25 protein-coding genes are annotated in these 24,505 nt (G+C 63.2%); 19 read left to right on the top strand and 6 right to left on the bottom strand.

Going from position 1 to position 24,505, the window contains the following annotated elements; all coding sequences use genetic code 11:
* Window positions 1–37 precede the first annotated feature (37 nt).
* Window positions 38–1,456: an NAD(P)H-dependent flavin oxidoreductase gene (locus CFR79_RS01990; RefSeq protein WP_102325285.1), complete on the top strand. Its 1,419-nt coding sequence runs from the start codon at window positions 38–40 to the stop codon at window positions 1,454–1,456.
* Window positions 1,457–1,527: 71 nt separating this feature from the next.
* Here CFR79_RS01990 and rdgB read toward each other — a convergent pair whose 3' ends face one another.
* Complete coding sequence (rdgB, locus tag CFR79_RS01985) at window positions 1,528–2,145, bottom strand: RdgB/HAM1 family non-canonical purine NTP pyrophosphatase (protein WP_110546777.1); 618 nt, start codon at window positions 2,143–2,145, stop codon at window positions 1,528–1,530.
* Window positions 2,142–2,870, bottom strand: a complete 729-nt coding sequence (gene rph, locus CFR79_RS01980) for a ribonuclease PH (RefSeq protein ID WP_102325286.1) — start codon at window positions 2,868–2,870, stop codon at window positions 2,142–2,144. Before rph ends, rdgB begins: the two co-directional genes overlap by 4 nt.
* Window positions 2,871–3,015: 145 nt before the next feature.
* Between rph and hrcA the strand changes: the two genes are divergently transcribed.
* From hrcA to rimI, 13 genes are all read left to right on the top strand, one after another.
* Window positions 3,016–4,095, top strand: coding sequence for a heat-inducible transcriptional repressor HrcA (gene hrcA, locus CFR79_RS01975; RefSeq protein ID WP_371207395.1), 1,080 nt, complete (start codon window positions 3,016–3,018; stop codon window positions 4,093–4,095).
* Between the two features lie 118 nt (window positions 4,096–4,213).
* Window positions 4,214–5,101: an aldo/keto reductase gene (locus tag CFR79_RS01970; protein ID WP_110546775.1), complete on the top strand. Its 888-nt coding sequence runs from the start codon at window positions 4,214–4,216 to the stop codon at window positions 5,099–5,101.
* A 109-nt stretch (window positions 5,102–5,210) separates the two neighbouring features.
* On the top strand, window positions 5,211–7,775 hold the full coding sequence (locus CFR79_RS01965) for a penicillin-binding protein 1A (RefSeq protein ID WP_110546774.1): 2,565 nt from the start codon (window positions 5,211–5,213) through the stop codon (window positions 7,773–7,775).
* Between the two features lie 68 nt (window positions 7,776–7,843).
* Window positions 7,844–8,975, top strand: a protein-coding gene (gene prfB, locus CFR79_RS01960) for a peptide chain release factor 2 (RefSeq protein ID WP_102325056.1) whose coding sequence is annotated in 2 segments (ribosomal slippage) — window positions 7,844–7,912 and window positions 7,914–8,975 — 1,131 coding nt in all. Because the reading frame shifts where the segments join, the coding sequence is not laid out codon by codon here.
* 222 nt (window positions 8,976–9,197) lie between these two features.
* On the top strand, window positions 9,198–9,548 hold the full coding sequence (locus tag CFR79_RS01955; protein ID WP_258373370.1) for a hypothetical protein: 351 nt from the start codon (window positions 9,198–9,200) through the stop codon (window positions 9,546–9,548).
* An 88-nt stretch (window positions 9,549–9,636) separates the two neighbouring features.
* Window positions 9,637–10,404, top strand: coding sequence for a MotA/TolQ/ExbB proton channel family protein (locus CFR79_RS01950; RefSeq protein ID WP_102325057.1), 768 nt, complete (start codon window positions 9,637–9,639; stop codon window positions 10,402–10,404).
* Window positions 10,405–10,516: 112 nt separating this feature from the next.
* Window positions 10,517–11,827, top strand: coding sequence for a tetratricopeptide repeat protein (locus CFR79_RS01945; RefSeq protein WP_110546866.1), 1,311 nt, complete (start codon window positions 10,517–10,519; stop codon window positions 11,825–11,827).
* 183 nt (window positions 11,828–12,010) lie between these two features.
* Window positions 12,011–12,784 carry a response regulator transcription factor gene (locus tag CFR79_RS01940; RefSeq protein WP_102325059.1) on the top strand — a complete coding sequence of 258 codons (774 nt, stop codon included), beginning with the start codon at window positions 12,011–12,013 and terminating at the stop codon, window positions 12,782–12,784.
* An 8-nt stretch (window positions 12,785–12,792) separates the two neighbouring features.
* On the top strand, window positions 12,793–14,172 hold the full coding sequence (locus CFR79_RS01935; protein WP_110546773.1) for an ATP-binding protein: 1,380 nt from the start codon (window positions 12,793–12,795) through the stop codon (window positions 14,170–14,172).
* Window positions 14,173–14,286: 114 nt separating this feature from the next.
* Complete coding sequence (locus tag CFR79_RS01930) at window positions 14,287–14,850, top strand: NifU family protein (protein ID WP_102325061.1); 564 nt, start codon at window positions 14,287–14,289, stop codon at window positions 14,848–14,850.
* A 33-nt stretch (window positions 14,851–14,883) separates the two neighbouring features.
* Window positions 14,884–15,468, top strand: coding sequence for a malonic semialdehyde reductase (locus CFR79_RS01925; RefSeq protein ID WP_110546772.1), 585 nt, complete (start codon window positions 14,884–14,886; stop codon window positions 15,466–15,468).
* Between the two features lie 3 nt (window positions 15,469–15,471).
* Window positions 15,472–16,185, top strand: a complete 714-nt coding sequence (gene tsaB / locus CFR79_RS01920; RefSeq protein WP_110546771.1) for a tRNA (adenosine(37)-N6)-threonylcarbamoyltransferase complex dimerization subunit type 1 TsaB — start codon at window positions 15,472–15,474, stop codon at window positions 16,183–16,185.
* Window positions 16,182–16,640: a ribosomal protein S18-alanine N-acetyltransferase gene (gene rimI, locus CFR79_RS01915; protein ID WP_258373367.1), complete on the top strand. Its 459-nt coding sequence runs from the start codon at window positions 16,182–16,184 to the stop codon at window positions 16,638–16,640. Before tsaB ends, rimI begins: the two co-directional genes overlap by 4 nt.
* Here rimI and CFR79_RS01910 read toward each other — a convergent pair.
* Window positions 16,621–16,869 carry a sulfurtransferase TusA family protein gene (locus CFR79_RS01910; protein ID WP_102325064.1) on the bottom strand — a complete coding sequence of 83 codons (249 nt, stop codon included), beginning with the start codon at window positions 16,867–16,869 and terminating at the stop codon, window positions 16,621–16,623. The two genes, rimI and CFR79_RS01910, sit on opposite strands and share 20 nt — an antisense overlap.
* Window positions 16,870–16,962: 93 nt before the next feature.
* Here CFR79_RS01910 and CFR79_RS01905 point away from each other — a divergent pair, with 93 nt between their 5' ends.
* From CFR79_RS01905 to CFR79_RS01885, 5 genes are all read left to right on the top strand, one after another.
* Window positions 16,963–17,367, top strand: a complete 405-nt coding sequence (locus CFR79_RS01905) for a MucR family transcriptional regulator (RefSeq protein WP_102325065.1) — start codon at window positions 16,963–16,965, stop codon at window positions 17,365–17,367.
* 58 nt (window positions 17,368–17,425) lie between these two features.
* Window positions 17,426–17,917, top strand: coding sequence for a Fur family transcriptional regulator (locus CFR79_RS01900; protein ID WP_102325066.1), 492 nt, complete (start codon window positions 17,426–17,428; stop codon window positions 17,915–17,917).
* Entirely contained in the window at window positions 17,914–18,759 is an 846-nt protein-coding gene (locus CFR79_RS01895) for a GNAT family N-acetyltransferase (RefSeq protein WP_102325067.1), read from the top strand. The genes CFR79_RS01900 and CFR79_RS01895 overlap by 4 nt, the downstream gene beginning before the upstream one ends.
* 39 nt (window positions 18,760–18,798) lie before the next feature.
* The gene (lnt, locus tag CFR79_RS01890; protein ID WP_110546770.1) at window positions 18,799–20,337 is read left to right on the top strand and encodes an apolipoprotein N-acyltransferase; all 1,539 of its coding nucleotides are present in this window, start codon (window positions 18,799–18,801) and stop codon (window positions 20,335–20,337) included.
* A gap of 272 nt (window positions 20,338–20,609) precedes the next feature.
* The gene (locus CFR79_RS01885; RefSeq protein WP_110546769.1) at window positions 20,610–21,074 is read left to right on the top strand and encodes a helix-turn-helix domain-containing protein; all 465 of its coding nucleotides are present in this window, start codon (window positions 20,610–20,612) and stop codon (window positions 21,072–21,074) included.
* A gap of 9 nt (window positions 21,075–21,083) precedes the next feature.
* Here the strand turns inward: CFR79_RS01885 and CFR79_RS01880 are convergent, their stop codons facing one another.
* From CFR79_RS01880 to sdhA, 3 genes are all read right to left on the bottom strand, one after another.
* The gene (locus CFR79_RS01880) at window positions 21,084–21,746 is read right to left on the bottom strand and encodes a tyrosine-protein phosphatase (protein WP_110546768.1); all 663 of its coding nucleotides are present in this window, start codon (window positions 21,744–21,746) and stop codon (window positions 21,084–21,086) included.
* Window positions 21,747–21,843: 97 nt separating this feature from the next.
* Window positions 21,844–22,626, bottom strand: a complete 783-nt coding sequence (locus tag CFR79_RS01875; RefSeq protein ID WP_102325071.1) for a succinate dehydrogenase iron-sulfur subunit — start codon at window positions 22,624–22,626, stop codon at window positions 21,844–21,846.
* A 26-nt stretch (window positions 22,627–22,652) separates the two neighbouring features.
* Window positions 22,653–24,464, bottom strand: a complete 1,812-nt coding sequence (gene sdhA / locus CFR79_RS01870; protein WP_102325288.1) for a succinate dehydrogenase flavoprotein subunit — start codon at window positions 24,462–24,464, stop codon at window positions 22,653–22,655.
* Between the last annotated feature and the right edge of the window lie 41 nt (window positions 24,465–24,505).

The raw sequence follows: 24,505 nt of genomic DNA, 5'->3' as shown, positions 1-24,505 counted from the left end.
CCGCCTGCGGGGGCAGATACATGACGATGGAATGGTGATGAAGCCGATCAATGCGATCCGTATGGGCGGGACGGATATTCTGCCCCTGGTCGAAGGGGGGAAGGGCGTCTCGATCTCAACCGGCGTTTCCGCGGGGCACTGGGCCGCGGCCGGTGGGGTGGGCACGGTCTCGATCGTGAACGCCGATTCCTATGACGGGGATGGCAATGTCATCCCGCAGGACTATCACGGCAGGACGCGGCGCGAACGGCACGAGGAACTGGTCGATTACGCCATTCGTGGCGGTATCGCGCAGGCGCGCATCGCGCATGAGATCGCAGGCGGCAAGGGACGGATCCATGCCAATATCCTGTGGGAAATGGGCGGGGCGGAACGGGTCATCAACGGGGTGCTGGAAGGCGCGCCGGGACTGATCCAGGGTCTGACCTGTGGTGCGGGCATGCCGTATCGCCTGTCGGAAATCGCCGCGCGGTTCGGTATCCATTACTATCCCATCGTGTCATCCGCACGCGCGTTCAACGCGCTGTGGCGTCGGGCCTATCACAAGACGGGCGACCTGCTCGGCGCGGTCGTCTATGAAGACCCGTGGCGCGCAGGTGGTCATAATGGCCTGTCCAACACCGAAAACCCGCTGGAACCGGAAGATCCGTTCCCCCGCGTGCTGGCGCTGCGCAAGCAGATGCGCAGCTTCGGACTGGATGATACCCCCATCATCATGGCCGGTGGCGTCTGGTGGCTGGAGGAATGGCAGGACTGGATCGACAATCCCGAACTGGGTCCGATCGCCTTTCAGTTCGGCACGCGACCGCTGCTGACGCGTGAAAGCCCGATTCCCGATTCGTGGAAGCGCCGCCTGCTGACGCTGAAGAAAGGGGACGTGTTCCTCAACCGCTTCTCGCCCACGGGTTTCTATTCATCCGCCGTCAACAACAGCTTCCTGCATGAACTGCGGGCACGTAGTGAGCGGCAGATTGCCTTCTCGCCCGAGGAACTGGGCGCGCATACCATGGCGCTGGCCATTGGCGCGCGCGGCCGGCAGGTCTTCGTCACGCCCGAAGACGGGCAGCGTGCAAAGCTGTGGATGGAAGAAGGCTATACCGAGGCCATGCGCACGCCGGACAATACGCTGGTGTTCGTGACCCCGGAAAAGGCACGCGAAATCCTTGCCGATCAGGGGGCCTGCATGGGCTGCCTGTCGGAATGCCGCTTTTCCAACTGGTCGCAGCGCCCGCCCGCCTATTCCAACGGGCACAAGGCGGACCCGCGTTCCTACTGTATCCAGAAGACCCTTCAGGCCGTCGCCCATGCCCATGGGCCGGATCAGGATGAGGTGATGGATCACAACCTGATGTTCGGCGGCACCAATGCCTGGCGCTTCGCCACCGACCCGCTTTACGCCAACGGCCATGTGCCGACGGTGGCGGAACTGATGGAACGGATACTGACCGGGCGTTAAGCCCGTTCATGCGGACATGAAAAAGGCTGGCATCCCCCGGGAGCCAGCCTTTTTTACTGAGACGGGACCGCTCAGTCCGTCATGGGCAGGCAGGCATCGCGGAACAGGGCGAAAGCCAGTGCGCGATGGCTTATGTCGTTCTTTTCCGCTTCCGTCATTTCGGCAAAGCTGCGGGTGCCCTTGCCGGGGGCAAAAACAGGATCGTAACCATGCCCGTTCGTGCCACGCGGCGGCCAGACGACATGGCCATCGATCCGTCCCTCGAAGGTTTCGGTGTTTCCATCCGGCCATGCCAGGCACAGCACGGAAATGAACCATGCGCTGCGATCGGGGTTGTCGCCCATCTGTTCGTGGATGCGGCGCATGGCATCGGGATAGTCCTTTTCCGGCCCGGCCCAGCGGGCCGAGAAAATGCCCGGAGCACCGTCCAGTGCTGCGACGCAGAAGCCGGAATCATCGGCCAGAGCGGGCAGGTTGGCAGCTTTCGCCGCAGCCTGCGCCTTGAGGATGGCGTTGCCGTCAAAGCTGTCGGCCGTCTCCTCCGGTTCAGGTAGCGACAGTTCACCAGCCGAGACAACGCGGATGTCATACCCGGCCAGCAGGGCGGCGAATTCCGCAACCTTGCCCCGGTTATGGGTGGCGAGGACCAGCGTATCCCCCCGGTGCAGGCGATTGGTGTGCGTATTCATGCCCTGGTCACCTGCTCGATGGTTGCGGCCTGTATGCGGAACAGTTCCGCCGTGCCCGTGCGCGCCAGACGCATGAGGGCGTTGAACTGGTCTTCGGTAAAGGGGTCCTTTTCCGCCGTGCCCTGAATTTCAACAATGCCCCCTTCGGCGGTCAGGACGAAATTGGCGTCGGCGGCGGCGGTGCTGTCCTCATCGTAATCGAGGTCGAGCACCGCACCTTCCGCGGTCAGGCCACAGGATACGGCCGCCACCTGTCCCTTGAGCGGCAGGGCGGCCAGCGTGCCGTCACGTACCAGCTTTTCCAGCGCCAGACGCAGGGCGACCCATGCGCCGGTAATGGCGGCGCAGCGCGTGCCGCCATCGGCATTCAGCACGTCGCAGTCCACGGTGATCGAGATTTCTCCCAGCGCCTTCAAATCCGTCACCGCGCGCAGGGAACGTGCGATCAGGCGCTGGATTTCCTGCGTGCGGCCGCTCTGCTTGCCCTTGGCGGCTTCGCGGTGGCCGCGGCTGTGGGTGGCGCGCGGCAGCATGCCGTATTCCGCCGTGACCCAGCCCTGTCCCTTGCCGCGCAGGAAGGGTGGTACGCGGGTTTCGACACTGGCGGCACACAGGACTTCGGTTCCCCCCATGCGGATCAGGGCGGAACCTTCCGCATGGCGGGCGAAGCCGGTCTGGATGGAGACGGGACGCAGGGCGTCAGGGGCACGGCCGGATGGACGCATGGGCATAACTCCGCAAAGTGATGGGGCGGCATAGCCTGCAATCCGCTCCCTTTTCCAGTCCCGCGTGGGCAGGGATGTGATTGATCTGCTATAATGAAGGCCATGCGGGACGCCCGCATGAACTGAGGCATGAAAGGCAGGAGGCATGGCTATGGAAACCCGATCCCACGTAGTGCCGCCGCCCCTGTTATCGGGGCTGGATGCCCGCTCCGCCGCGATCCTGCGCGAAATCGTGGAACAGTATGTCGAAACGGGCGAGCCGATGGGTTCGCGCACGCTGTCGCAGCGCCTGCCGCTGTCGCTGTCACCCGCCACGATTCGTAACGTCATGGCGGAACTGACGGATGCGGGGCTGCTGTTTTCCCCCCATGCGTCGGCGGGACGGCTGCCCACGGAAAAGGGCGTGCGGCTGTTTGTGGATGGCCTGCTCCAGTTCGGCAGCCTGAGTGATGAGGAACGCGAAAGCATCGCGGGCATGCTGGATGTGAAGGGCCGGTCGCTGGAGGATATGCTGGCGCAGGCGTCATCCATGCTGTCGGGCCTGTCCTGTGCCGCAGGCGTGGTCATGGCCCCGAAAAGCGATGGCACCGTCATCAAGCATATCGAATTCGTGGCCCTTGGTCCGGGCAGGGCGTTGGTCATTCTGGTCAGCGCGGACGGTCAGGTCGAAAACCGCGTGATCGAGACACCGTCTGGCCTGCCGCCTTCCGCACTGGTGGAGGCGGGGAATTACCTCAATGCCCATCTGTCGGGCCAGACGCTGGACCGCCTGCGCGAGACGGTCAGCACCGACATGACCGCCAACCGTACCGAACTCGATCATCTGACGGCGGAAGTGGTTGCCAGTGGCCTTGCAACGTGGAGTGGCGCTGACGAACGCGGCGGCACCCTGTTCATTCGCGGGCAGGGGCGGCTGCTGGCCGATGTGACCGAAATCGAACGCCTGACCACCATCCAGATGCTGTTCGAGCGGCTGGAAACGCAGGAAACCATGCTGCGTCTGCTTGATCTGGCGCGCGAATCGGAAGGGGTGCGCATTTTCATCGGTGCCGAAAGCGGGCTGTTCGGGATGGCGGGCATGTCGGTCGTCGTCGCCCCCGCGCGCACGGACAGCAACCGGATCGTGGGTGCGATTGGCGTGATCGGGCCGACGCGCATCAATTACGCCCGTATCATTCCCGTGGTCGATTACACCGCACGCGTGATCGGCCGCATGCTGGGCTGAAGGGCAGGGGTGTGATGCAGCCCATACATGCAACCGGACTCGCGGCCCCCCATTATGATTACACGACAGTAACCGCGCGCCGTCTCCACGGCGTGCCCGAAAGCGCAAGGAGGATGGGATGTTCACTCCCGATGCAAGGCGGTCCGGTTCGTTCATGATTGGCGGTGACCTTGAGGTCACGCGGCTGGGCTTCGGGGCCATGCGCATTACCGGTCCGGGCATATGGGGCGAACCCGCCGACAGGGCGGCGGCCCTTGCGACATTGCGCCGCCTGCCCGAACTGGGGATCAATTTCGTCGATACGGCGGATGCCTATGGTCCCTATGTCAGCGAGGACCTGATCCGCGAGGCGCTGCATCCCTATCCCGACACGGTCATCGCCACCAAGGGCGGCCATACGCGGCATGGGCCGAATATCTGGAAGCCGGTGGGCAACCCCGATTACCTGCGTCAGTGCGTGTTGATGAGCATGCGCCGGCTGGGCGTGGAACGCATCGACCTGTGGCAGTTGCACCGTGTCGGCGCGGACTGCACGCCCGAACAGCAGTTCGAGGCGATCGCCACCATGCGCGCGCAGGGGCTGATCCGTCATGTCGGCCTGTCGGAAGTGACGGTCGAGATGATCGAGCGCGCGCGGCTGTATTTTCCTGTCGCCACGGTCCAGAACCGCTTCAATCTGGTCAACCGCTATTCGGAAGATGTGCTGGATTACTGCACGCGTGAAAATATCGGCTTCATCCCGTGGGCACCGCTCGCTGCGGGCGGGCTTACGCGCGGCGAGACGTTCCTGACCCGCCTTGCGACGGAAAAAGGGGTCCAGCCCGGCCAGATCGCGCTGGCATGGCTGCTGCGCCGCGCGCCGGTCATGCTGCCCATTCCCGGCACCGGCAGCCCCGAACATGTGGCCGATAACGCCGCCGCAGCAGCGATTGTGCTGAGTGATGAGGAATTCCATCAGCTTGATAACGAAGGCCGCGCCGAATGGGGCAGCCGTAACGCCGTATAGGGACCGGCGGCATCCCGGTAGATGGATCGGGGGCGACGGCGCCGCCGGACAATGCTAGACAGGGGGCTTCGACACAGAACGGCCCTTTTCTTTCCCTATTGGATACCGGATGACGCTTGCTGACGGATCAGGCCGCGATGGCCGGAGTGATGGACCTTCCCGACCGGAAACCGCCAGCCCCCGTCGGCCACGATACCGGATGGTGCGCTGGCTTGCGGGCACGACGCTGGCCATGGCCCTGCTGGGTGGCAGCGTGGGCGGGCTGGTCGTATGGCGCGAATATGCGCGCCTGAGCGAGGGGCTGCCCACCGTAGACGGCCTGCGCACCTATCAGCCGCCGGTCATGAGCCGCCTGTATTCCGGCGATGATCAGGTCATGGCCGAACTGGCGGCGGAACGGCGCATATTCGTGCCTTACAGCGCCATACCCGAACGCGTGCGCAGCGCCTTCCTTGCCGCAGAGGACCAGAAATTCTTTACCCATGGCGGTGTCGACCCGCTGGCGATCCTGCGCGCCGGGCTGACCGACATGATGATGCATGGCACCAAGCATCGTCCCATCGGGGCTTCGACCATTACGCAGCAGGTCGCGCGGATCATGCTGCTGGGATCGAATGCCGTCTCGATCGACCGCAAGATCAAGGAAGCCCTGCTTGCCATGCGTCTGGAACAGACGCTGAGCAAGGAGCAGATCCTCGAAATCTATCTCAACGAGATCTATCTGGGCGAAGGTGCGTACGGCATTGCCGCTGCGGCCCAGACCTATTTCAACAAACCGCTGGATCAGTTGGACAATGCGGAGGCCGCCTTCCTTGGCGCGCTGCCCAAATCGCCCACCAACTACAATCCGCACCGTTATGTGCAGGCGGCGACCACCCGGCGCAACTGGGTGCTGGACCGTATGGCGGACCTGCATGTCATCACGCCCGAGGAGGCGCATGCCGCCCAGCTTGAACCGCTGGTCCCCGCCAACTTCACCCGTCCCGGTCCGGTGCCCGGTTCCGAATGGTTTGCCGAAGAGGTGCGCCGTGAACTGATCGAACGATACGGCATCGGCACCACGATGGAAGGTGGCCTTTCGGTCCATACGTCACTCGATTCGCATCTGCAGCAGGTCGCGACTTCGGCCCTGCGCGACGGGCTGGAGCGGTACGACCGCGCCCATGGCGGCTGGCGCGGGGCCGTGGGACATGTCGATGCCCGGAACGTGGGCGGGGAGTGGGCCAGTGAACTGGCCCATGTCACGCCACCTGCCGGCATACTGGAACAGTGGCGCATGGCCGTTGTCCTGTCGGCGGCGACGGGGCGTGTGGGCTGGCTGGAAGGGCGGGACCCTGTCATGCCCCATACCGGCGACCTGCTGGCGCGTGACCGGGCATGGATGCGCACCGGAAAGGGCGTGCAGACCGGCGATGTGATACTGATCGAGCCACAGGCGGATGGCGGCGGCGTCGCCGTGCGGCAGATACCGCATGTGGAAGGCGCGCTGGCCACCATTGACGTGCATACCGGGCGCGTCATGGCCATGGTCGGGGGCTGGTCGTTCAAGGAATCGCAGTTCAACCGCGCGACACAGGCGGCGCGCCAGCCGGGTTCGTCATTCAAGCCCTTCGTCTATCTCGCGGCGATGGAAAACGGTATCTCGCCATCGCAGAAATTCGACGATTCCCCGGTCAGCTACGGCGAATGGCATCCCAGCAATTATGAAAAAGATTTCTGGGGCCCCACCACGCTGCATGACGCCCTGCGCGAATCCCGCAATCTTGTCACGATCCGCCTTGCCGCCCAGATCGGCATGAAGCCTGTCGCCCAGCTTGCCCAGACGCTGGGCCTTGCCCATTCCATGCCGCTGGTGCTGCCTGCGGCACTCGGGGCCGTGGAAACCACCGTGATGCGGGAGGCCGGGGCCTACGCCACCATCGCCAATGGCGGCAGGCTGGTTACGCCCACCCTGATTGACGACATCAAGGACCGCAACGGCAATGTCATGTGGCGGCCCGACGGGATCGCGTGGCAGCCCAACGCAACGCCCGCAACCGGCCCGCAGATGGCCGATACCCGCCCGCAGGTCGTTTCCGCCGCCAGCGCCAGCCAGATCGTGGCGATGATGCAGGATGTCATACGCCGTGGCACCGGCGTGCGTGCGGGTGCCGGTATCGACCGGCCCATCGCGGGCAAGACCGGCACCAGCCAGGATTTCAACGATGCCTGGTTCGCGGGCTTCTCCCCTGATCTGGTGACCGTAGTCTGGATCGGCTTCGACACCCCGCAGTCACTGGGCAAGAACGAGACGGGCGGCGTCATCGCGGGGCCGATCTGGAATCAGGTGATGAAGACGGCGCTCGCCAGCCGCCCGCGTCTGGATTTCCCGGTGCCTGATGGCGTAAGGCTGGCCCGCTACGATACGGGCATGGGCATGGCGATCGACGCCTTCAAGCCCGGTCAGGAACCGGGTATGAGCGTGGATCTGGGCGCCGGGTCCGGTACGGGCCTGACGGCTGCGGATACGGGGGCCGAGAACATGCCTGATTCCGAAAACGATATGGCCGCAACCCCGGGCACCCCCCCCACCCCGGCGGAGGGCACGGCCCCGGTCGCGCACCCGGCGGCCCCTGCCGATACCGGTCCGGCCCCGTCTTCCGGGGGTGACATTGGCATGGGCGGCCTGTATTGACGCCCCTTATCGCCGGGCATGGCGGCGCGCATGCCCGCACAGTTTACTGTTGACCAAGGAGCAAGCCCATGTCTGCCGAGACAGAGGCCCTGAACGACCAGATCAAGCAGTCGGTGGCACTGCTGAGGAGGCATCTTTGACTGGGATGTCGCAATTGACCGCCTCGCGGAACTGAACAACCGGGCGGAAGACCCGGAGTTGTGGAACGACTCCGACGCCGCCCAGAAGCTCATGCGTGAACGCACGCTGCTGGCCAACCAGATCGAGGGTGTGCAGCGGCTTGAGGCCGATGTGCGCGATACGATCGAACTGGCCGAGCTTGCCGAAATGGAAGGCGATTCGGCCGTTGTGGGCGAAGCGCTGGGCGTGCTGCGCGCACTGGCCGATGAAGCCAAGCGGCGCGAGACCGAAAGCCTGCTTTCGGGCGAGGCTGACAGCAATGACTGCTACCTTGAAGTCAATGCCGGCGCAGGCGGGACGGAGGCGCAGGACTGGGCGGAAATGCTGCTGCGCATGTACACCCGCTGGGCCGAGCAGCATGGCTACAAGGTCACGATGATGGAAAGCTCGGAAGGGGAACAGGCCGGGCTGAAATCCGCGACCATCCAGGTCAGCGGACCCAACGCCTATGGCTGGCTCAAGACCGAGGCCGGTGTCCATCGCCTTGTCCGTATCTCCCCCTTCGATGCGGCGGCACGGCGGCAGACCTCCTTTGCGTCCGTCTGGGTCTATCCCGTGGTGGATGATTCGATCGAGATCGAGATCAATGAAGCCGACCTGCGTGTGGATACGTTCCGCGCGTCCGGCGCTGGCGGGCAGCACGTCAACAAGACGGAATCGGCCATCCGTATCACCCACATCCCCACCGGGATCGTGGTGGCGTGCCAGACCGACCGTTCCCAGCACCGTAACCGTGCCACGGCCATGACCATGCTGAAGGCGCGCATGTACGAGCAGGAACTGCAACGGCGTGAAGCCGCCGCCGCCCAGACCGAGGCGAGCAAGACCGATATCGGCTGGGGGCACCAGATCCGTTCCTACGTGCTGGCGCCCTACCAGCTGGTCAAGGATCTGCGCACCAACGTCGAGAAAACCAATCCGGGTGCCATTCTCGATGGCGATCTGGATGACTTCATGGCCGCAGCCCTTGCCGCCCGCGTGGGGGCCACCCGATCGGAAGCAAGCGCGCAGGCGCAGTAACGATCCGGCACGGCCGTCGTGTTCCAGCCCCGCGGCCCCCGGTCGCGGGGTTTTTGCGTATTCGGGGCTGGAGCCTTGTTACGTAATAATAAATTTGTTTCGCCCCTGCTGCATATCCTGCTTGACACACACGCCCCGACCACGCCCAATTCATGATCTGGCAACAAATGGCGGTAAGGGCCGCGCGGGGTATGCGCGCGGTGGCCTCTGGACAGGAATGGCATGTGGTCTGACGAAGTCATGGGACTGGATTACGCTGCGCGGCAGCGGCGACGCACGCCGTACCTGCGCATCATCGGCGTGATCGTGCTTGTGCATGTCGTTGTCGTGGGCGTGCTGGCCTACGGGCTGCGGCCCAAGGCCAAACCCATGTTCCCCGAGCCATACCGCCCGCTTCCCCCCCTTACGATAAAGATCATCTGTGAGCCGCCGCCCTTCCTTGCGGCGCCACCCCCCATGCCGCTGCCGGTCATGGTCCAGCCGGCGGTTCCGGTCATTCCGGCCCCCGTCATCGGGCGGGACAGGCGGGTGCGTCAGCCGGAAATTGTTCCGAAAACGTTACAGGTGGATTGATTTTCAGTGCCCGGACTGGTCAGATAACAGTCGTGAAATGTGTTGCAGGCCAGAACCATGGCCCTATTCGTCAGAGGATTTCAGGTAAATGACCCGACACCATCGTAATATAGCCGTCGCAGCCGCGCTGCTGACCGCACTGCCGGCGTTTGCGTACGCAAAGGGCGCTGCGGCTGAAGCCAACCCGTACGGGCTGGAAGCATTGTGGACGAACGGTGACTTCATCGCCCGCACCGTGCTGCTGATCATGGTCGTGATGTCTGTCGGGACATGGTACATCATGCTGTCCAAGTTCGTGGAACAGGCCCGCATGATGAAGGCCGCCAAGGAAGTGAAGGCAAAGTTCTGGCAGGCCTCCGATCTCCGTCAGGGCGCGGCCCTGCTCGATACGGCGTCCCCGTTCCGCTATATCGCCGATACCGGCATCAAGGCCGCCGAGCACCATGAAGGCACGATGCAGGAATCCATCGACCTGTATTCCTGGACGACCATGTCCATCCAGCGTTCCGTCGATTTCATCCAGAACCGCCTGCAGGGTGGCCTGGCCTTCCTCGGCACGGTGGGTTCGACTTCCCCGTTCGTGGGTCTGTTCGGTACCGTGTGGGGTATCTACCACGCGCTGACCGCCATCGGCATCGCGGGTCAGGCTTCGATTGACAAGGTCGCGGGCCCGGTTGGTGAATCGCTGATCATGACGGCCATCGGCCTTGGCACCGCAGTACCTGCGGTTCTGGGCTACAACATGCTGGTCCGCCGCAACAAGGGCGCGCTGGACGAAGTGCGCGATTTCGCGGCTGACGTGCAGTCCATCCTGATCGGCGGCTACCGCCATGAGTCGCATACCCCCGCCGAATAAAAACCATCCACACGTGACCTGATTTCAAGTCAGGCACGGCAGGCGCCTGTCGGGAGCCTGCCGTGCCTCCGGTCAGAGCCGATTGATTGATGGACCGTGTGGGTCCATCGTGATGCCCTGGCCGATCATTCGGGCCATGACCCGTTCATGGAAGGACATCCAGTTGAAAAACATCACATCCAAATCGCTGTTCCGGTTGCGCGGCCGCCTGCTGGCCGGTGCCATGATGGTGCTGCCTGTCGCCATGACGGTCGTGCCGCTGCACGGCGTCCATGCGGCTGATGTGCTGGGGCAGAAGGTGGGCACGTCCCTCCAGCAGGCGCAGACGGCGCTGGCTGCCCATAAATACCCGCAGGCCATGGCGGCGATTGATGCGGCGGATGCGGTTACGGGCAAGACCGAATACGAATCCTATACCATCGAACAGATGCGCGCCGCCGTTGCCGCGCAGTCGGGCAATGTGCCCGCGGCGATTTCCGCCTATGACAAGCTGATCGCATCGTCCCGCACACCTGCGGCGACGAAGGAACAGATGGCGCTGGCCGAAGGCAGCATGGCCTTCACCGCCAAGGACTACCCGCAGGCGATTGCCGTAACGGAAAAATACATCAAGGCGGGTGGCAAGAACCCGCAGATGCTCACGATCCTGATTCAGGCGTACTACCTGCAGCATGACTACGCCAATGCGGCGCGCGTGCAGCAGGGTCAGATCGACGCCACGATCAAGGCGGGCGCCAGGCCGACCGAAAACCAGCTTCAGCTTCTGGCCGCCTGCCAGTCGCAGCTTCATGACACGACGGGTCTGACCAGGACCTATGTCCAACTCGCCACCTATTATCCCAAGCCCGATTACTGGGCGCAGGTGGTCCATTCCGTGCTGAGCAATCCCAACATGGCGCCGGGACTGCGGCTGGATATCGACCGCGTGCGGCTGGAAGCCGGGCTGGTCAAGACTTCGGCTGAATACATGGACATCACCGAACTGGCCATGCAGGCGGGCCTGCCGCAGCTTGCGCTGGATATAATCAACCAGGGTTATTCCAGTGGCGTGCTGGGGCATGACGCCACCGCGCCGCGCACGGAGAAGCTGAAGGCGCTGGTGACGCAGGGCGTGGCCGAACGCAAGGCGGGTCTTGATGCCGCGACGGCGCAGGCCACCACGGGTAACGCGCTGCTGACGGCGGGTTACAACTACGTGCTGTTCGGTCAGGCCGACAAGGGGCTGGCCGTGATGAAGCAGGGCATTGCCAAGGGGCCGACGGACATCAACATCGCCCGCCTGCATCTGGGTCTGGCACAGGCTGCTGCGGGCCAGAAGGATGCCGCCATCGCCACGCTGAACAGCGTGGAGGGGACCAATGGCGCGCGTGATATCGCGCAGTTCTGGGTGCTCAAGCTGAACGCGGCGCCTGCCGCGCACTGACCGGGCTGTTCTTCCGGGCATGCGGGGCGCTGGGTATCCAGCGCCCCGTTTCTGTTTGCGGTCCCTGTCGTGCAGACACTTTATGATAAGAATGAGAGTCTTATCCCGCCCCGGTGCGTTGGATATGGTACGGATTGTCGAAATGGCATCGTAACTGCCCTCAACCGAGACATGGCCGAGAGAATGACACAGATACCTGCCACTGCTGATCTGCCCGCCCGCATCCTTGTGGTGGAAGATGACCCTGGCATGCGCACCCTGATCGTCCGCGCCCTTCAGGGTGACGGTTATCGGGTGCGCGGCGTGCAGGGCGGACCAGAAATGTGGGACGCGCTGAAGGTGCAGTCCGCCGATCTCATCATCCTTGATGTCATGCTGCCCGGAACCAACGGGCTGGATCTGTGTCGCGGCCTGCGCGCGCATGCGGAACCCCTTGCGCCGGACGAACAGCCGCTGCGTGAGGTTCCGGTCATTATCGTTTCCGCCCGGGGGGAGGAGCTTGATCGCGTGCAGGGGCTTGAACTGGGCGCGGATGATTACGTGCCCAAACCCTTTGGCCAGAAGGAACTGCTGGCCCGCGTGCGCGCGGTGCTGCGGCGGCGTGGCGGCGGGGTCACCACCCCCATTGCCGGACGGCCACGTAAGGAAACCGTGCGCTTTTCGGGCTGGACGCTGGATCTGCGGCGGCGGGAACTGAGTGATCCGTCCGGCATGGCGGTCGAGATTTCGGGCGCGGAACACGATCTGCTCACCAGTTTTCTGGATAATCCCCAGCGCGTGATCGGGCGCGACCGCCTGCTGGAACTGTCGCGCACCCGTCTGGGCGATGTGTCGGACCGTAGCGTGGATGTGCTGGTCAGTCGCCTGCGCCGCAAGCTGGGGCCGGATTCGGACGGGCTGATCCGTACCGTGCGCGGCATGGGATATATCTTCACATCAGAGGTCGAACGGGTCTGAACCCGACCATGACGCCGGGGCCAGCCCAGCCCGCACGCCAGCCGGCACCGGTCACGCGCCGCATTACGCTGTGGCCGCGCGGTCTGGTCGGGCGCGTCATGTTCGTGCTGCTGGTGGCGGTCGCGCTCGTTTTTGTCGGCAGTTCCGCCTTTTATGAGGAAGCCGAGACCTACACCATAGATGACGCCCAACTGGAGCAGGTGGGCGAGCGACTGGTGATCGACGCCCGCGTGCTGGCCGCCACCCCCACCTCCCAGCGCATGGTGCTGGCGGCCATGCTGTCCACGGGCGATCTGACGGTGGACTGGCGCACACCGGCACAGATGGGCGTGATGAAGGTGCAGCCTGCATCCCTGCGGAAGCTGCACGACCGGATGGCAGGCACGCTGAGTGCGCTGCAGGGCGATGCGCTGAACCTGTCGGGCACAATCGCGGAAACGACGGATGTGCGTGGCACGCTGCGCCTGCCCGATGGCAGCTATATGGGGTTTCTGGCCCCGGACATCCTTCAGCCCCACCACATGCGGCGCGGCATCGTCTCGGCGGCGATACTGGCGGGTGCGGTGCTGCTGGCCGCTGGCATGCTGGTGCGTGCGCTGAGCATGCCGCTGCGCGCCCTGGCCGATGTGGCGGATACGGTCGGTTCGGGCCGCTGGGTGCCGCTGGCGGACAAGGGACCAAGGGAAGTGCGCTACCTTGCCCAGGCCATCAACAAGATGCAGGACCGCATCAACCGCCTGATCGCGGACCGGACCGAGGCGCTGGCCGCCGTATCGCATGACCTGCGCACGCCGCTGGCCCGGTTGCGGTTACGCGCGGGCTTTCTGGATGATCCGGACGCGCAGAAGGAAATCGAGGCCGACGTAAGTGAAATGGAGGCCATGATCGCAGGCGTGCTGGCCTACCTGTCGGGAGAGAAAGACCCTGAACCGGCGCGGTCGGTCAACCTCGCCTCCATTCTGGCGACAAGGGTGGATGATGAGGCGGATCAGGGCCGCGATGTCACCTATGACGGGCCGGACCAGGTGCAGGCGGTCGTGCGTCCGCTGGCCATGAAGCGTGTGGTGGGCAATCTGATCGACAATGCCCTGAACTACGGGGGCAATGCGCATGTCAGCCTGAAGGTCAGTGACCAGACGCTGTGCATCCGCGTGGAGGATAATGGTCCCGGCCTGCCGGAGGCCGAAATCAGCCGTGTGACCACCCCGTTTTACCGGGTGGAAAGCTCGCGTTCGCGCAGTACGGGCGGGCTGGGGCTGGGCCTTGCGATCGTCAGCCGCGAGGTGGCGCGTGATGGCGGCGCGTTCAATCTGTTCAATCGCCCCGAGGGCGGCCTGTGTGCCGAGATTGTCCTGCCCCGCAGGGCCGTGATACGGCAGGCTGGCTAAAAGCGGGCTTTGCGCCCGCATGGGGTTGGATTCGCGCTCAGGTCGATCATATAACAGGACTTGGGAAGTACTTTTGCATCTCTCCCTTTCCCGTCATGTCTGGAAGACCGAGCAATGTTCATTGAAACAGAAGACACACCCAATCCCGCCACGCTGAAATTCCTGCCGGGACGTGAAATCATGGCCGATGGGGCCACGGCCGATTTCATCAACCCCGATTCGGTAGCGGGACGTTCGCGTCTGGCGGAACTGCTGTTCGATCTGGAAGGGGTGGCGCGCGTCTTTTTTGGCAACGATTTTGTCGCCGTGACCCGTAGCGATGCAACCGGCTGGGATGAACTGCGCCCGCAGGTCCTGTCCGTTCTGGCGGATTATCTGGCCACCGGTCAGGCCGTGGTGGAAACCGATGCCCAGGTGGTCGAGGATACGGTCGCGCCGGGGGATGAGGAAATCGTGCAGCAGATCAAGGAACTGCTCGATACCCGCGTGCGTCCGGCCGTGGCGGGGGACGGGGGCGACATCGTGTTCCGTGGCTATCGGGACGGGGTGGTGCGGCTGACCATGCAGGGCGCATGCTCGGGCTGCCCGTCATCGGGGGCGACGCTGAAGCACGGGGTGGAGAACATGCTGCGCCATTACGTGCCGGAAGTGGTATCGGTGGAGCAGGTGGAGGCCTGATCGGCAGGCCGGTGTGTAATTCGGGAATGTTTCATGGCGCTTGATGACGCTGGGCTTGATCTTCTGTTTCGCAAGGCGCGCACGCCGGTTGCATGGAATGACCGGCCCGTAGGGGCCGATACGCTGCGGCAGTTGTACGAACTGGTCAGTCTGGGGCCGACTTCAGGCAACTGCTGTCCGGGGCGGTTCGTGTTCATCACCACGGAAAGCTGTCGTGAGCGGCTGCGTCCCGCCCTGTCGGCGGGGAACGTGCAGCGTGTTATGACAGCGCCCGTTACCGTGATCGTGGCGCATGATCCGCTGTTCTTCGATCATATGGAAACGCTCAGCCCCATTCCCGACATACGCCAGTGGTTCGCCGCTGATGTGGGGCTGGCGGAAGAAACGGCCTTTCGCAACGGCACGCTTGAGGGCGGGTACCTGATAATGGCAGCGCGGGCGCTTGGCCTGTCCGCGCTGCCCCTGTCGGGTTTTGACGCGGCCATAGTGGAGGATGCCTTCCTTGCGCAGCAGGGATGGCAGGCCAATTTCCTGGTCAGTCTTGGCTATACGGATGGGCCGCCTCCCACGCCGCGCGCGTCCCGTCCCGCTTTCGATGATGCCTGCGTGGTCATATAGGCCATGCGGATTCTGGTAATGGATGGCGCGGCGACCGGCGCGCAGGCGCAGGCTGTCATCGCCTGCATCGTGCTGCACGGGGACAGCCTGTCCGTTCTGGCTACCCGCGTGGCGGAAGGGCGTGGTGCCGCGGAGCAGTTTCCGCTTCTGGCGACCGAACTCTTTGCCGAATGTGGCTGGACACACGGCATGCCCGAACTGGTGGGTGTTATCGTCGGGCCGGGATCATTTACCGGGCTGCGGGCTTCGCTGGCGTTCGCGCATGGACTTGCCGCCGGTTCTGGCTGCGCCGTGGTGGGTGTAACGGCGGGAGAGGCGATGGCGGCGGCGCTGCAGGAAGCGGCCCGTCCGCTCGGGGCTTCCCCCTTGTGCTGCACCATTGCCCGGCGCGAACGCGTGTTTATCGAGACGCTGGAGGCCAGTGGCGCATCGGGCACGGTATCGGCCCATATGCGCGATACGCTTGACCTGCCCGATGGTCCGCTGATGCTGGCGGGCAACGGTGCGCGATGGGTGGCGGGCGTACTGCCGCAGCGGCACGATATCCATCAGGCCGACCTGCCTGCATCCGATCCGCTGGCCATTGCTACGGTTGCCCTGCGTCGCCTGCGCGGTGAACTGCCACCGCGTGCGGCCCAGCCGCTTTATGTCGATGCACCGGAAGCCAAACTGCCAGCGGCAGGACTGCGACCGCCCCCGGTCATGGCCACCCCATGACGCAGGCTGGCATGGACGTGTCGCCCGCACATGCAGGGCTGGCGGCCATGCTGGCGCGTATCCATGCCCTGTCCTTTCCGCCTGCCCATCGGTGGGACGTGGCGGCAATGACGACCTTGCTGGGCATGGCGGGTGTGTCGGTGCTGGTTGCTGACGCGGCGGAGGGGCAGGACAGCGCCGGGTTCATCATGGCCCGGACCCTGTTTGACGAAGCCGAGATCCTGACATTCGCGGTTGTGCCAGCCGCCCGGCGGCAGGGGTTGGGGCGCGACCTGTTGGAACGCTGCGTGCGACAGGTGGCCGGGACCGGTGCGACAACGCTGTTTCTGGAAGTGGCGGACGATAACCGGCCTGCCATGACGTTATATCACGCGGCAGGATTTACGCAGGTGGGCCTGCGTCGCAACTATTATCCCGATGGCGCGGATGCGTGTGTCATGCAGCGGAAGCTTTAAGCACCGTCAGCCGGTGTGTCACGCCATCCGGTTCCGTGTGCATTTCTTCCACGGTATGACCAAGCAACTTCAGGCTACGTGAAACATTCTCCAGCGGGGTGGAACCACGCAGACGTACACACAGTCTTGCACCCGCCGAAAGTCTGTCCAGCGCCAGACGGGTGCGTACGAAAGTCATCGGGCATACTTCATTGGTGATATCTATTTCTGTCATATCAATATCAGACATATTACCATGGAACCTTTGTTGTAGCCGGTTGCGATCTGTCTGGAATTATTTATATAGGATGGGTCTTTATTCCAGAGTGACAGGATCAGTTTGATGGCGGATGCAGCGGCAGAAGTTGAATTGCGGGAACTGACTGCCGAAGTCGTTTCGGCATACGTATCCCGTAATGAGATTAATGCGGATACCCTTCCCGACCTGATTCACCGGGTATACGAGGCCTTTGCCTCCGTCGGGCGTGTGGAACCCGTGCCGGAAAAGCCGGTCCCGGCCGTCCCGCTCAAGAAGTCCGTCTTCCCCGATTATATCGTCTGTCTGGAAGATGGTAAGAAGCTCAAGATGCTCAAGCGCCATCTCAAGACCGCGTACAACATGACGCCGGAAGAATATCGGGAGCGCTGGGGCCTGCCGCATGACTACCCCATGGTCGCCCCCAATTACGCCAGCCATCGGTCCACCCTGGCCCGCAAGATCGGGCTTGGCACAAAACGTGAGGACTGACGCCTCTGGCGTATGGTAACGTGGACAGGCATCTGCATGATCGGCTACGCCCGTAAACATGGCAACAGACAGTAACGGACTGCAATCGCGCATCGAGCGCATGTGTATGGAACGTGGCCTGAAGATGACGGGGCAGCGGCGCGTCATCGCGCGCGTCCTGTCTGAATCCCACGATCATCCGGATGTGGAGGAACTCTACCGTCGCGCTTCGGTGCTGGATGACCGCATTTCCGTTGCCACGGTGTACCGTACCGTGCGGCTGCTGGAAGAAAACGGCATCCTTGAGCGGCGCGATTTCGGTGGGGGACGGGCCCGTTACGAAACAGCCGATGAAGGCGACCACTACCACCTGATCGATGTGGAAAGCGGGCAGGTGGTTGAATTCACCCATGCCGACCATGCGGAACTGCTGCGCCGGATCACGGCGGAACTGGGGTTTGAACTGGTGTCGCACCGGCTGGAACTGTTTGCGCGCAGGTTGCCTGACGTGTCACAAGAGCAGACTGACCAGCAGGCACAAACAGAGCGGAAAGGCAGATCACGGCCTTGAGTATCGAGAAAACCATACAGTCCCTTTCTACTCTGGACCTGGAACGCAACGGTTTTCCTGAACTGCGGGGGGGCAATCTTGGTGTCAGGATCGCCGCGACCGAGGAAGAGCGTGAGGCCGCCCAGGCCCTGCGTTATCGCGTTTTTTATGAGGAAATGGGTGCCCGCCCCGATTCCCGCACCGCCCGCCTGCGGCGCGATGTGGACGAATTCGATGACTATGCCGATCACCTTCTGGTGATCGATCATGCCATTTCATCGGGTGCGAAAGGCGTGGTGGGCACGTACCGCCTCATGCAGGGGGATGCGGCGAAAAAGCTGGGCCGCTTCTATACCTCCAGTGAATACGATATCTCTCCGCTGACGGATTTTCCGGGGCGACTGCTGGAAGTCGGCCGTTCCTGCGTGGACCAGCGTTATCGGGGCCGGTCGGCCATGCAGCTTCTGTGGCGCGGCATTGCCTCCTATATTTTCCTGCACCGGATCGATGTGCTGTTCGGCTGCGCCAGCCTGCCCGGTACCGATCCCGATGCGGTGTCCGATGAACTGACCTATCTGTACCATAACCATCTGGCCCCGCCCGCGCTGCGCGTGCGGGCCGTGCCGGAGCGGCGGGTGGAAATGCTGCGTTCCGATCCGCAACTGCTGGATCACCGGCGTTCGCTGGCCCGCCTGCCCCCGCTGATAAAGGGGTATCTGCGGCTGGGTGGATATGTGGGTGATGGCGCGGTGATTGATGAGCAGTTCAACACCACGGATGTTGCGGTGCTGGTCAAAAGCGAACTGCTGGCCGATAAATATTATCGCCATTACGAACGCCGCCTGCGTGACGCGCTGGACTGATCCCGCAACAGACCGCAGGGGAGCGGATTTCGGCGCTCCATGATGTTTCTGTACGACAAGTATATCAGCCTGTCCCGCCTGCACGGGTGGCGGGCGGATCTGGCCATGGTGCTGGCAGGTGGCGTGTATGCGCTGGGCTTTCCGCCCGTGCATGCGGTCATCGTGCTGCCCGTCGCTTTCTGCCTGCTGGCGCTGGCGATTGACAGTGCCCGGAGCTGGCGGGAAGCCGCGCGACGCGGATTCATGTTCGCGATGGGGCTCCATACCGTCGGCCTTTACTGGCTGATGTATGCCATCCTGCTTCGCGCCGATGATTTCTGGTGGCTGGTGCCGCTGGCATCACCGGGCTGCGCACTGATCCTTGCCCCCCTGAGTGCGCTGACGGCGGCCCTGAGCCGACTTGTGCCCGCAGGCATGGGAAGGCTGCTGGCATTCTGTGCCCTGTGGACCATTACGGACATGGCGCGTGTATTCGTATTCAGCGGTTTTCCATGGAATCCGCCCGGGAGCGTATGGGAGTTTCCCGGTCTGGCCGGGGATGTCATGATTCAGCCCGCCGCATGGATCGGCGTGGATGGCCTGACCCTGCTGACCTGTATTCTCTCCCTTGCGCCATTATATGGCCGCAGGGGCAGGCTGGCCTGCGCAGCACTGCTGGTGGCATGGGTGACAGGCGGGGCGCTGCGTCTGACTGGCACGCATGATACCTATGGGCATAATCCCGAGATTGTTCTGGTGCAGGGCAATGTGCCGGAAACGGAAAAGATTTCGCGTAATGCGGATATCGCGGTCTTCCGCCGCTATCTTGCCCTGACCCGGCAGGGCGTCACGCAGGGACTGCGGCAGGCGGATGGACGGCCCGTTGTGTTTGCATGGCCTGAATCCGCCTTTCCGGGGCTGCTGCTGGAAGATGATATCGCCCGCCCCATGATCATGCAGGCCGGGCAGGGGGCGGCTGCTGGCATCATTGGTACCCTGCGCTGGATGGAAGACCAGCACTGGCGTAACAGCATGGCCGCCTTACTGCCGCCAGACGGGCAGGCGGCTGCCATTTATGACAAGGCGCATCTGGTGCCCTTTGGTGAATACCAGCCTGCTTTCCTGCCGTTTCATGTCGTGCCGGGTGAGGGCATGACGCCCGGCCCCCGGGTGCAGACATGGCATCTGCCCGGTATTGCCCCGGTGGGGCCGCTGATCTGCTACGAGGTGATTTTTTCCGGGCAGGTGACCGATCCGCATGACCGGCCTGACTGGCTCATGAACAGCACCAACGATGCCTGGTACGGAAACAGCGCAGGCCCGCGTCAGCATCTGGCTGCCGTGCGGATCCGCGCGGTGGAGGAAGGGCTTCCCGTCGCCCGCGCCGCCAATACGGGCATATCGGCCATTTTTGACGGGCGTGGGCATGAAGTGACCCGGCTTGGCTGGGATCGGCAGGGGGTGATCGTCCATGCGCTGCCCGATGCGTTGCCGCCCACGCTTTTCGGGCGTTACGGGCGTACGATTCCGCTGCTTCTGGCGGTATTGACGGGGCTGGCCGGATTGTGGTGCGGCCATAAACGCAGCCGTTTCGTCTAGAAACCTGCTATTTTATCGACATGGACTTTAATTCATGTATTTAAAATGCATGAATCTTTTCCTAATCTCCTCGCGCCCGAACGGGTGCGGGGGTCTTTCTTGCCGTCCACATCCCGTGGAAAGCGAAGGGCAGATAATTACAGGTGTATCGTAGCAGACATTCCTTTAAAAAGGATTAACATCCGCGGCAGCTACCGCCTCTTGCTTCCATTTTTTAAGTTGGTCTGGGAATATCCATCCAGAAAGGTAAGGCCATCACTGTGACCGGGAAAATGTCTGTTACGTCCAATCCGATAGATGTGCATGTGGGCAATCGCATCCGCCTGCGTCGCACATTGCTGGGTATGTCCCAGGAACGGTTGGGCAACGCCCTGGGCCTGACATTTCAACAGGTCCAGAAATATGAGCGGGGACGCAATCGTGTCGGGGCATCGCGGCTGTACGATCTCGCGCGCGTACTGGACGTGCCGGTGGCTTTCTTTTTCGAAGGTCTGACCGGCCACGACACCATCCCCCCGCAACCCGAAACGGGAAATGTCGCGGGCATGGCTGCGCCGGATGACCCGCTGGATGCCGGGGATATGGAAAAAAGCGTCCTGCCCGCAGCGCAGCCCGATGACATGTCCCTGCTGTCGCGGCGCGAAACCATTGATCTGGTGCGCGCCTATTACGGTATCGAGGATAGCGGTACGCGCCGCCGGGTGCTGGACCTTGTCCGCTCCATGGCGGCGGACTGAGCCAGACCATCATTCCCGCCGCAGGACCTTGTCGGTCATGAACGCGGCAATCCTGCCCGCGCGGAAGTCGGCACGCAGGCGGTCTTCATCATATTCGTCGCGCACCCAGTCCATGAAGGGCATGCGTCCTTCCGCTTCCGCCTGATAGCGCAGGAAGAAAGCGTCCAGCACGCCGGTGCGCGAGGTATTGAAATGCCCGTTCTTCCACGAAAGCTGGCGTAACGCCTGCCGTGCCGTGCCCCCCTCGAACAGGATGACAAGACCCGCAGCCAGTCCCGTACGGTCGGCGCCGGACTTGCAGTGCATGAGCATGGGAAAACGGATATCGCGGTAAATCCGCTCGAAGCGTTCGATGCGGTCCCTGTGCGGGGCATTACGGCTTTCGAACGCCATGTCGATATGGGTCAGGCCGATCCGGTGCGCGGCTTCACGCGACAGGGCATCGGACCCGCATTTGCGGTGGCCGCGCAGGTTGACCAGCGTCTGAAGCCCGTAGCGACGCGCGGCCAGACGCAGGCGCCATGGCGTGGGATGGTTGCAGCGATAGACGCGGCCGGGAATGACAGTGCGGAAATTGGTCCATGTCTGCCGCAGGATGGCATGGTCCACAAACAGGCTATCAATCCATGCCCGGCTTCGGCTAGCGGGGGTAGACAGGTTTCCCTCAAACACCAGCCATGTCCTTTCAGATGGAGCGGATATGAAAAAGGCGCCGGATTTTTCACATCCGGCGCCTTATCCGTCAATCATGAAAGCTTACGGCAGGGCTTTATGCCTTGCGTTCAAGCTGCAGTTCCTTGATCCGGCCAATGGCGCGGGCCGGGTTCAGACCCTTGGGGCAGGTCTGGGTGCAGTTCATGATCGTGCGGCAGGCATAGAGCTTGAGCGGATCTTCCAGTGCATCCAGCCGGTCGCCCGCATGTTCGTCACGGCTGTCCGCGATCCAGCGATAGGCGGCCAGCAGCGTTGCCGGTCCGAGGTAGCGATCACCATTCCACCAGTAGGACGGGCACGAGGTGGAGCAGCAGAAGCACAGGATGCACTCCCACATGCCATCCAGTTCGGCACGTTCCTCAATGCTCTGGCGGCGTTCGGCGTCCGGCGGCGGCAGCGTGTCGGATTTCAGCCACGGCTCGATGGAACGGAGCTGGGCATACGCCCCGTCCAGATCGGGTACCAGATCCTTGATGACCGGCATGTGCGGCAGCGGATAGATCGCGACATCGCCCTGAATATCCCGGATGGGCTTGAGGCAGGCCAGCGTATTCTCGCCCGCGATGTTCATGGCGCAGGACCCGCAGATCCCCTCGCGGCACGAACGCCGGAATGTCAGGGTGGAATCGACATCGTTCTTGATATGGATCAGGGCGTCGAGCACCATCGGCCCGATCTTGTCCAGATCGATTTCATACGTGTCGACCACGGGGTTTTTGTCATCATCCGGGCTCCAGCGATAGATCCGGAAGTTCTTGACATTGGTGGCGCCGGTGGGGGCCGTGAAAATGCGGCCTTTGCCCACCGTGCTGTTCTTTGGCAGTCTGAATTCGACCATCGTCTCGTTCCTTTTCCGCCGTTACGTCAGTAGACGCGCTTCTTGGGGGGGAAGACCTGCACATCGTCGGTAAGCGTTTTCATGTGCACGGGGCGGTAGCTTAGCGTGACATCGCCCGCATCGGTCATGTGGGCGACGGTGTGCTTCATCCAGTTCTTGTCGTCACGGTCGGGATAGTCGTCATGTGCCTGGGCACCCCGGCTTTCGTGGCGGGCATCCGCGCCTGCCATGGTGACGGTGGCATTGGCCAGCAGGTTCTCGAACTCCAGCGCTTCCATAAGGTCGCTGTTCCAGATCAGTGAGCGGTCATTGATCGAGATATCAGGCAGTTCGCCCCAGATTTCCTTGATCTTCTCCACACCCTGGGCCAGGCTTTCGGTGTTGCGGAACACGGCGGCATGCTTCTGCATGGTGCGCTGCAGCTTGCTGCGCATGTCGGCCACATGGGTCTTGCCCTTGGCGTAACGCAGGCGGTCGAAACGCGCGATCGCGGCTTCACCGGCGCCGGCGGGCAGCGGCGGGATCGTCTCCTCGCTCTTGATGGTGGCGGCAGCGCGCTGGGCTGCGGCACGGCCGAACACCACAAGGTCAAGCAGGGAGTTGGTGCCAAGACGGTTCGCGCCATGCACGGACACGCAGGCCGCTTCACCCACCGCCATCAGGCCGGGCACCACCGCATCGACATCATCAGCCGTGGGGCGGATGACCTCGCCATGGTAGTTGGTGGGGATGCCACCCATGTTGTAATGCACCGTCGGCAGGACCGGCACGGGTTCCTTGGTCACGTCGATACCCGCGAAGATACGCGCCGTTTCCAGAATGCCGGGCAGGCGTTCATGCAGGATTTCCGCGCCCAGATGCTCCAGATGGAGCATGATGTAGTTCTTTTCGGGGCCACAGCCGCGACCTTCGTTGATCTCGATGGTCATGGCGCGCGAAACCACGTCACGCGATGCCAGATCCTTGGCCGTGGGGGCATAGCGTTCCATGAAGCGCTCGCCCTCGGAATTGGTCAGGTAGCCACCTTCACCGCGGCAGCCTTCCGTCAGCAGGCAGCCTGCGGGGAAAATGCCGGTGGGATGGAACTGCACGAATTCCATGTCCTGCATGGGAATGCCGGCACGGATCGCCATGCCGCCACCATCGCCCGTGCAGGTATGGGCGGACGTGCACGAATGATAGGCGCGGCCATACCCGCCCGTCGCCAGCACCACCTTCTGGGCGCGGAAACGATGCAGCGTGCCGTCTTCCAGACACCATGCCATGACACCACGGCAGGCGCCGTCTTCATCCATGATCAGGTCGATGGCGAAGTATTCGACAAAGAATTCGACGTTATGCTTCAGGCACTGCTGGTACAGCGTGTGCAGGATGGCATGGCCCGTACGGTCGGCAGCAGCGCAGGCGCGGGGCACCGGGGCTTCGCCATAGTTGCGCATGTGGCCGCCGAAGGGGCGCTGGTAGATCTTGCCCTCTTCCGTGCGGGAGAAGGGCACACCCATGTGCTCCAGTTCCTGCACGGCGGGCACCGCTTCGCGGCACATGTATTCGATGGCGTCCTGATCGCCCAGCCAGTCCGATCCCTTGACGGTATCGTACATGTGCCACCGCCAGTTATCCTCGGCCATGTTGCCAAGCGAGGCGCCGATGCCGCCCTGGGCTGCGACAGTATGGCTGCGGGTGGGGAAAACCTTGGTCACGCAGGCGGTCTTGAGGCCGGCGGCCCCCATGCCCAGCGTGGCCCGGAGGCCGGAGCCACCGGCGCCGACAACAACCACGTCATATGCGTGGTCGACAACCCGGTAGGAGCCGGTGAGTGGTGAAGTGGTCGCGTTCATTTCTTGGACGTGTCCCGATGCTCGTTCGGAGCGGCCGGGCA

This window comes from Komagataeibacter saccharivorans (genome assembly GCF_003207825.1).
Classification (GTDB): Bacteria; Pseudomonadota; Alphaproteobacteria; order Acetobacterales; family Acetobacteraceae; genus Komagataeibacter; species Komagataeibacter saccharivorans.
The sequence above is the reverse complement of the archived record's forward strand: the minus strand, read 5'-3'. Positions and strand labels throughout refer to the sequence as shown.